Consider the following 7931-nt stretch of genomic DNA (forward strand, 5'->3'; position numbering starts at 1 on the left):
GATATGGCCCATGTACCCTACCGATCGAGCGGGCAGGTGACCCAGGATCTGCTCTCCGGCCAGATCCAGCTTTCCTTCGACAACATCACCATAGCGTGGCCGCATGTGGAAGCCGGCAAAATCAGGGCACTCGCGACCGCAACGCCGGAACGGCTCGCCGTGGCCAAGGACCTTCCGGCGCTGGCCGAGTTCATTCCGGGCTATGCCGCGACCTCCTGGCACGGCTTCTTTGCGCCTGCCGCGACGCCGAAACCGATCGTCGACAAGCTTTCTGCCGAGGTGCAGGCGATCATGCGCGAGCCGGCAACCGTCGAGCAGCTCAGGAAGCTTGGGGTCGACCCGGTTGGCTCGAACCAGGCCGATTTCACCGCCCATATCGCCGCCGAAACCAAGCGTTGGGCCGAGGTGGCGCAGAAGGCGAATGTAAAGATCGAGTGAAACGCGATGGCTCCGAGGCTGCGCGGCGGTGCAGCCCCGGGGCGGCGACTATCAGCGTCGTATGCCGCCTCCTTTGAGCGAATGAGGATCACCTTCCGATGACGTCCTTGCTGACCCCCGAAAATCGCGAAAAGCTGAAGCGCGTCTCCAGCGCCACATTGACGACCGCGCTGTTTAAGTGCGGCTTCCGCAATGTCTTCATTCAGGACGTGCGGCCGCTGGGAACCGCGGCGCCGCGGATGGTCGGCGAGGCCTATACGCTGCGCTACATCCCGGCGCGTGAGGATCTCGACCATCTCGGCGTCTTCGCCGATATCGAGCATCCGCAGCGCAAGGCGGTTGAGGCGTGCCCGCCGGGCCATGTCATGGTGATCGACAGCCGCAAGGACGCGCGCGCGGCGTCGGCTGGCGGCATCCTGGTCTCGCGGCTGATGCAGCGAGGCGTTGCCGGCGTTGTCACCGATGGCGGCTTCCGGGATTCGCCAGATATCGCGCAGATGCCGTTTCCGGCCTTTCACAGCCGGCCGAGCGCTCCTACCAATCTGATCCGCCACCACGCGGCCGATATCAATGTCCCGATCGGCTGTGGCGATGTGCCGGTGTTCCCCGGTGACATCGTGGTTGGAGACGGTGAGGGGGTCTGCGTGATCCCGGCGCATCTCGCCAATGAGATCGCCGAGGAGGCCTATGAGCAGACGGCCTACGAGGATTTTGTCGAAGAACGTGTCCGCGCCGGCGAAACCATTTTCGGGCTTTATCCGGCCAATGCCGAGACCAAGGCGAAGTTCGCGGTCTGGCGGACGGGGTGGGCTTGAATATCCCCGCTCGCGTGTCATCTACTCCAGCGACGTTGACAGGCTAGGTCATGTCAGGCTCCGACGGCCCGGTGCCTTTATCGCCGTTGCGATGCTCGTTGCGGTCGCGCACTCCCGTCGAGGCCAATGAAGGGCAATGCCCGGCGCAGGCGCATTGGGCTACAAGGTGTGGTGTGTGCGGTCTCAGTCGGATTCCCTATGAAAGTTTCGGTCATTATCCCGGTTTACCGCCGACAGCAGGAGGCGGATGTCGCGTTGCGGTCCGTTATCCAGCAAGACGGCGTCGATTTCGAGGTTATTGTCGTCGATGATGGCTCGCCCGAGCCCTATCGGGTTCCACTTGATTGTGCCCACGATCCGCGCGTACGCCTGATCCGGCTCAGCCGGAACGCGGGTGCTGCCGCCGCTCGGAACCGCGGAATTAGCGAGGCTACGTCTCCCTGGATCGCGTTCCTCGATTCAGACGATATCTGGTTGCCGGGCAAGCTTGCCCGTCAGGTGGCTTTCGCCGAAGACGGAATGGCACGTGGGTGGCCGTCGCTAACCAGCGTGGCGACCGGCTTTCGCCGGCTCGAGCTGGCAACCGGCGCCACAGCGATCCGAATTCCAGTGGCCAGCGCAGACCCTGCCGATTTCGCGTCAGGCTGTTGGTTTGGGCCCGGCTCGACGGCGCTGGTACCGCGCGAAGCATTCGCGCGTGTTGGTCTTCTCGACGAGAGGTTAGAGCGGCTGGAGGATCTCGATTGGTTTCTGCGCCTTGCGCTGGCGGGAGGGGGCGTCGCCGTTGTTGACGCCGTCGAGGTCGAGGTCCGCGTGGGTGGGCGCCCGTCCCGCGACCGATTGGACCGCGCAGCGTCCATTCTCTCGGAGAAATGGCTGGCGCGGGGTGCAGCGCATCGATTGCCCCAGCCCCTCAGACGCAACATGGCCGCCTATCTCGCTATCGAAAAGGCCTCGACGCGGTACTTCTCCGGCGATCTGGGAGGGTGCGTGCGAGCCTTGGCTCATTCGTGGCTGCTGCGACCCCGGTTCAGGTTGCACCTGCAGAGATGGTGGCTCGGATCGGAGCGGGCATCACCCAATGGCTAGTAGCCGGATAGTCGGCCTCGCCATTTACGGGCCAGAATTAGACCGCGCCACAGGTCGATCGGCCCCATGGGCGCACCCTGTTGCTGCTTTTGCCCCTTAGCTATAGCGGGCGGCCGGCTGCGACTGACCCGCATTTTCAACGCCGCGACGGCGCCCGCCGCACTTGCCAGTTGGCGAATTCTGGGATCGGCGTCTGTGGTGAGGAAGCGAGCCAGCTGGGCTTCTGCCTCGTAAACGCGCTGCCGGCCTGCTCGATCGCCCGAGATCGTATGCGATCCCTGATGAACCCTGTAGAGGTAGAGTGGTGTTTCGACACTGACGCCAGTTACGCCCGTGCGAGCGAAGCGTGCCATGAACTCCCTGTCGGCCGCGAGGCCGATATCCGTTCGGATGGGGCCCGCGCCCTGAAGAACGTTGCGTCGAAACAGGCGTGCATTGATCGCCGGAACACCGAATAGAGCCCCTTCTGCGGTAAGAGGGGCTGGATGCGATCGGAGAAGCGCATCGTTGAGGCCCGATCCGAAAAGAGCGGGAGCGCTGGCGAATCCGGTATCGGGGCGCGCCTCGAGTATTCCGATGGCCTGGCCAAGCGCCTCGTCCAATAGCAGGTCGTCGCTGTTCAGGATCAGGCAGTAGTCGCCCGTCGCGGCCGCGATCGCTTGGTTCATGCCGTCATAGATGCCAGTATCGCGCCGAGAAACCACTTTGAGGCCGGCGTGAGCAGTCGCGATCGCCAAGGTCCCGTCGCTGGAGTTGCCATCCGCCACCAGGATCTCGACGGCTGCCGTGCTCCGGATCGATCGAGAAATGCTTGCCAGTGCGTCCGGCAGAAACTCCTCTGCATTGCGCGTCGCCATAATGATACTCACCGTTGTCAAGGGGCACCTCTCGGGTCTTCTTGCGCTGCAGTATGGCGGAAGCAGAATTGTGCCTAAGTGCGGGGCATTGGCGGCAGTTGCAAGGCGATTTCGCGCGTAGAGATCGGGCGCTGCAGCGGGAGATGCCTGATGAATCGATATGCGGGATAAGCAACCTCAGCGCTTGTCGTAGACGATTCAACGAGGTATCGACCCGTCGGATCATTCGTGGTTGATCGTGATTGTTGGTGCGCTGTGCTCGGGCCTTCGGGCTTACGGCGTCCGGATCGGCATGTGTCTCGATGTTTCCCGAAAGGGGCGGGGCGGGAAAAAGTAGGGGATATCGACAATGAGCCTGAAGAATGCTGTCCGCGATCTGGCGCGGTCATTTGGATACGACATTCGCCGCATTCAGGCCGTGACGCGCGTCGAAAACGCCGGGAGTGTCGAGGACGAACTCAACGAACTCCGCAACCGGCTCGTCTTGAGCGAGACCATGCGCACGATTCACAGGCGCGACGGCCAGGAGATCGAGGCTCTCTTGCGCATGACCGCGCTGCCGGATCTCCCCGCCAACCCCGGCCGTGAGGAGCGTCTGGCAGATCTGATCGGTACCAATGTCTGCGAGGCTCTCTACCTCCTTGACGCGTTGCATAAGGCGCTAAAGGTCGAAGGCGACATCTGCGAATTCGGTGTTGCCCAGGGCGCTACGTCCCAGCTCATCGCTAGCGAGATCATGGACACCAAGCGGGTGTTCTGGCTGTTCGATTCCTTCGAAGGCCTGCCGGCTCCGACCAAGGAAGACAAGCTGATCGACGATATCTTTGGCCTCGGCTCGATGGAGCGCTATCGCGGCACCATGAAGTCGGCCGAGACCGAGGTGCTCGGTCGCCTTGAGAAGGTGAAATTCCCCAAGGATCGCCTGCGGGTGATGAAGGGGTGGGTCAATCAGACAATCAAGCGGCCCGATGTGCCGCAGCGGGTCGCCTTCGCTTATGTCGACTTCGATTTCTACGAACCGATCAAGGACGCTCTGCACTTCCTCGACGCCCGCATGCTGCCGGGGGCCCGCGTAGTCGTCGACGATTACGGCTTCTTCTCCGAAGGTGCCCAGCTAGCGACCGACGAGTTTGTCGCTGAGATGAATGGGCGCTGGAAGCTGGATAAGCCGCTGACACTCGCCGGTCATTTCGTAACCCTCGAGAAATTGAGCTAGTCCCCCGCCTGCATTGCTGCAGGCGAAGGCACGCACGTTAGGCGCTGGCAAAAACGATGGTCTTCAGTAGTATCGTTTTCCTCTACTACTTTCTTCCGATCACGCTGATTTGCTTTTATGCCTTCGGTCGCAGCAAGAATGTGCTTCTTGCCTTTAGCCTGTTTTTTTATGCTTGGGGCGAGCCGCTCTATATATTCCTGCTGCTCGGGTCCATCGGGTTAAACCATCGACTCGGCATCATGATTGATGCCGAGTCAGACAAGAGGCGCCGCAAGCTGATCCTTGCCGCCGGTGTCTCGGTATACCTGCTGATCCTGATCATCTTCAAGTATCTCGGCTTCCTCGCCGAAACCGTTGCCTTTCTTTTCAACCAAGCGGCTCCGAGTGGGGCGTTCGTGAAGATCGCCTTGCCACTTGGCATTTCGTTCTACACTTTTCATGCCCTGTCCTATCTGATCGACGTCTACAGGCGGGACGTTCCGGCTGAGCGCAGCCTGCGCGACCTCGCCCTTTACATCTCGATGTTCCCGCAACTCGTGGCGGGACCAATCATCCGTTACAAATTCATCGTGACCGAGCTCCACCAGCCGGTTTTCACCATGGAGCGTGTCGCGGCAGGAATCCGGATATTCGTGATTGGCCTCGGCCAGAAAGTGCTCATCGCCAACACGATAGCGGCCAGTGTCGACGTTGTTTTCGCGTTGCCGAGCGATCAGCTGTCCACCAGTATCGCCTGGGCCGGCGTCATCGGCTACACGTTGCAGATCTACTATGATTTTGGCGGCTATTCGCTGATGGCGATCGGTCTCGCCCTCATGATCGGTTTCACTTTCCCGATCAACTTCAACTATCCCTATGCCTCGCTCTCGGTGACGGAATTCTGGCGCCGCTGGCATATCTCGTTGTCGTCCTGGTTTCGCGATTATGTCTACATCCCACTTGGCGGAAATCGCGGCTCGCCTCTCCAGACCTATCGCAACCTCTTCATCGTCTTTCTTCTATGCGGCATCTGGCACGGCGCGTCCTGGAACTTCGTCGTTTGGGGGATGCTCCATGGTACGGCATTGGTGATGGAGCGAGCGGGTGTCGGCGCGCGGCTGGAAAGATTGCCGACCGTCATCCGTGCGGTCTACACGTTGCTCCTCGTCATGCTGGCTTGGGTATTCTTCCGGGCAGACGGCATGGGCCAGGCCATGAGCTTCCTAAAGGCGATGGTGGGGTTGGGGGCGCCAGCGCCGTTTGCGCCCACCCTGGAGCGGCTCATCGGCGCAGACGTGCTGCTCGCTTGTCTGGTCGGACTTGCCGCTGCGGGTCCATGGGGGCAGGCCGCACTGGACGGCATGTCACGCTGGTTCATCAGGATGTGGCCGGTGGTTGATTTCGTGCGCCTTGCCGGTCTGGTGCTGGTCCTGGGGTTGGTCTCTATGAGTCTCGCCGGCGGGGCCTATAATCCCTTCATCTATTTCCGGTTCTGAGCGGGGGCCATGCGGGCAGAGATCGATCGCGCCGTCACTCTGGCGCTCAGTCGGCCCTGGCGCATTCCGTCATGGCTGGTCATCGCGGTTTTCGGGCTGATCTCGCTCGCGCCGATGGTGTTGCAGTTCGTCGGCGGGGCGGGGATGGGGCAGGGCGAGAACCGTTTGCTCGCCCGTGCTCCCGGCTGGCAAGATTTGGCGCGCCCACTGAAGCTGTCGCGGCTGCTCGAGACTTATGTCAACGACCATTTCGGCTTGCGCGATCAGCTCGTTCGCCTCAACAGCCTGACCCGTCACAGTCTTGGCGTCAGCAGCAATCCCCAGGTTGCTATCGGTCGCGATGAATGGCTGTTCTACACGGCCGAACGGATCATGGAGCAGCATACGGGTCAGGATATCTTCACGCAGGGCGAACTCGAGCAGTGGGTGGCCCGCATGGAGGCTAATCGGGAATGGCTCGCCAAGCGCGGCATCGCCTTCGCTATGCTGCTGGCACCTGACAAGAACACGATTTATCCCGAGATGCTTCCGCAATATCCGCGTCGCGCCGGCGCCTTGACGCGCGCAGATCAGATCGCCGCGCGGCTGCAGGGAACAGCGCTGACATTCATCGATCCGCGCGAAGCGATCGTCGCGGCCAAGGCGAAGCATCCCGGCCTCTACTTCAAGGGCGATACCCATTGGTCTCAGCGTGCCTCGCTGATTGCGTATGACATGCTGATGGCAAGCCTGAAGCCGAGCTTTCCGATGCTGGCGATCGATCCGATCACCGATTTCACATCGAGCCAGGGACCGGTCCCCAGCGATCTCCTGTACCTTCTGGGGCTGCACAAGGATCTCGCATTTACTGGAGAAAACCTTAATGGCCAGGGGCCGAGCCGTATTCTGACCTCCGAGATTCGCAAACCTGGAAATGGCTGGGGCTGGCCCATTACCTTCCGCACGACGGACCGCCGGCAGGCGCCGCGCGCGGTGATCTTCGGCGATTCATTCACCGACTACGTACTGGGCCCCACGGCGCTGTTCCAGACGTTCCGCGACCCCGTCTACACACATCACAACGTAGCGAACTTCAATTTTGCGCTGGTCGACGAGGTGAAGCCCGACCTCGTCCTCTTCGTCGTCGCCGAACGCTATCTCAAGACGATTCCCGGCCCGCCGGTGGGCTTCTGATAGTCTAACATTCCGTCTGAGACGCGACTGTCTGGTTGTGCCGTCGAAAGAACCGTGGCATGGCACCCCGCCCGCCGTAGATCGCAGCCCGTCCGGTCGAAGAAGTCGGGTCCCGATGCAAGCGAGAGACGAATGGATTCTGTAAGCTCATCCACGCAGTTTCGCGTTGCCGTTCTGATACCGTGCTACAATGAAGCTGTGACGGTTGCCGCAACCGTTGCAGGGTTTCAGGCTTCGCTACCGGAGGCTGAGATCTACGTGTACGACAATAACTCGACGGACGGCACCGCCGATATCGCCCGAAAGACGGGTGCTATCGTTCGGACTGAGACGCGGCAGGGGAAGGGCAATGTTGTCCGGCGAATGTTCGCGGATATCGAGGCTGATATCTACATAATGGTCGACGGTGATGCGACCTATGATGCGAGTGCGGCTCCCGTATTGCTCGCGCAAGTCGTTTCGGGCCCATACGATATGGTCAATTGCGCGCGCGTCGCCGAGAGTGCGGATGCGTACCGAGCCGGGCACGCTTGGGGCAACAAGATGCTCACAGGCCTGGTTCAGAACATCTTCGGATCCGCAACGACGGATATGCTCTCTGGGTACAAGGCCTTCTCCCGCCGATATGCGAAGTCCTTTCCCGGCATGTCACACGGTTTCGAGATAGAAACCGAGTTGATGGTCCATGCGCTTGAAATGAAGATGCCGCTGTCCGAGATCAGCACCGTCTACAACGAGCGGCCTGCTGGCTCACAGAGCAAGCTGCGCACTTATCATGACGGCTTCCGGATATTGAAGCTGATCGGCTTCCTTGTGAAGGAGGAGCGTCCCATGGCATTTTTCTCTGCGGTAGCCGGGGTGCTTGCTC

At 61.0% G+C, this 7931-nt stretch carries 8 protein-coding genes; 7 read left to right on the forward strand and 1 reads right to left on the reverse strand.

Annotation, left to right across the window (positions count from 1 at the left end):
• The 3 genes from AC1DRP_RS32710 to AC1DRP_RS32720 form a co-directional block, all read left to right on the forward strand.
• The coding region (locus tag AC1DRP_RS32710; protein ID WP_476770689.1) for a Bug family tripartite tricarboxylate transporter substrate binding protein at positions 1-438 on the forward strand (438 nt) is incomplete at its 5' end.
• A gap of 98 nt (positions 439-536) precedes the next feature.
• Entirely contained in the window at positions 537-1253 is a 717-nt protein-coding gene (locus AC1DRP_RS32715) for a ribonuclease activity regulator RraA (protein WP_476770690.1), read from the forward strand.
• Positions 1254-1451: 198 nt separating this feature from the next.
• On the forward strand, positions 1452-2342 hold the full coding sequence (locus tag AC1DRP_RS32720; RefSeq protein WP_476770691.1) for a glycosyltransferase family 2 protein: 891 nt from the start codon (positions 1452-1454) through the stop codon (positions 2340-2342).
• Here the strand turns inward: AC1DRP_RS32720 and AC1DRP_RS32725 are convergent.
• A complete protein-coding gene (locus tag AC1DRP_RS32725; protein WP_476770692.1) occupies positions 2339-3199 on the reverse strand; it encodes a glycosyltransferase in 861 nt (286 codons plus the stop codon). The two genes, AC1DRP_RS32720 and AC1DRP_RS32725, sit on opposite strands and share 4 nt — an antisense overlap.
• Positions 3200-3548: 349 nt before the next feature.
• Here AC1DRP_RS32725 and AC1DRP_RS32730 point away from each other — a divergent pair, with 349 nt between their 5' ends.
• The 4 genes from AC1DRP_RS32730 to AC1DRP_RS32745 all read left to right on the forward strand — a co-directional run.
• Positions 3549-4415 (forward strand): TylF/MycF/NovP-related O-methyltransferase, encoded by an 867-nt coding sequence (locus AC1DRP_RS32730; RefSeq protein ID WP_476770693.1) that lies wholly within the window; start codon positions 3549-3551, stop codon positions 4413-4415.
• A 56-nt stretch (positions 4416-4471) separates the two neighbouring features.
• Positions 4472-5890 (forward strand): MBOAT family O-acyltransferase, encoded by a 1419-nt coding sequence (locus tag AC1DRP_RS32735; RefSeq protein WP_476770694.1) that lies wholly within the window; start codon positions 4472-4474, stop codon positions 5888-5890.
• 114 nt (positions 5891-6004) lie between these two features.
• Positions 6005-7063 (forward strand): alginate O-acetyltransferase AlgX-related protein, encoded by a 1059-nt coding sequence (locus AC1DRP_RS32740; protein WP_476770695.1) that lies wholly within the window; start codon positions 6005-6007, stop codon positions 7061-7063.
• A 132-nt stretch (positions 7064-7195) separates the two neighbouring features.
• On the forward strand, positions 7196-7931 hold a 736-nt coding region (locus AC1DRP_RS32745; protein WP_476770696.1), incomplete at its 3' end, for a glycosyltransferase family 2 protein.

This window comes from Allobosea sp. 01N443 (assembly GCF_056399325.1).

Bases quoted from the DNA above. Each gene is read 5' to 3' on its own strand.
- AC1DRP_RS32715 (WP_476770690.1), top strand. From the start codon at position 537: ATGACGTCCTTGCTGACCCCCGAAAATCGCGAAAAGCTGAAGCGCGTC.
- AC1DRP_RS32720 (WP_476770691.1), top strand. From the start codon at position 1,452: ATGAAAGTTTCGGTCATTATCCCGGTTTACCGCCGACAGCAGGAGGCG.
- AC1DRP_RS32725 (WP_476770692.1), bottom strand. From the start codon at position 3,199: ATGGCGACGCGCAATGCAGAGGAGTTTCTGCCGGACGCACTGGCAAGC.
- AC1DRP_RS32730 (WP_476770693.1), top strand. From the start codon at position 3,549: ATGAGCCTGAAGAATGCTGTCCGCGATCTGGCGCGGTCATTTGGATAC.
- AC1DRP_RS32735 (WP_476770694.1), top strand. From the start codon at position 4,472: ATGGTCTTCAGTAGTATCGTTTTCCTCTACTACTTTCTTCCGATCACG.
- AC1DRP_RS32740 (WP_476770695.1), top strand. From the start codon at position 6,005: ATGGTGTTGCAGTTCGTCGGCGGGGCGGGGATGGGGCAGGGCGAGAAC.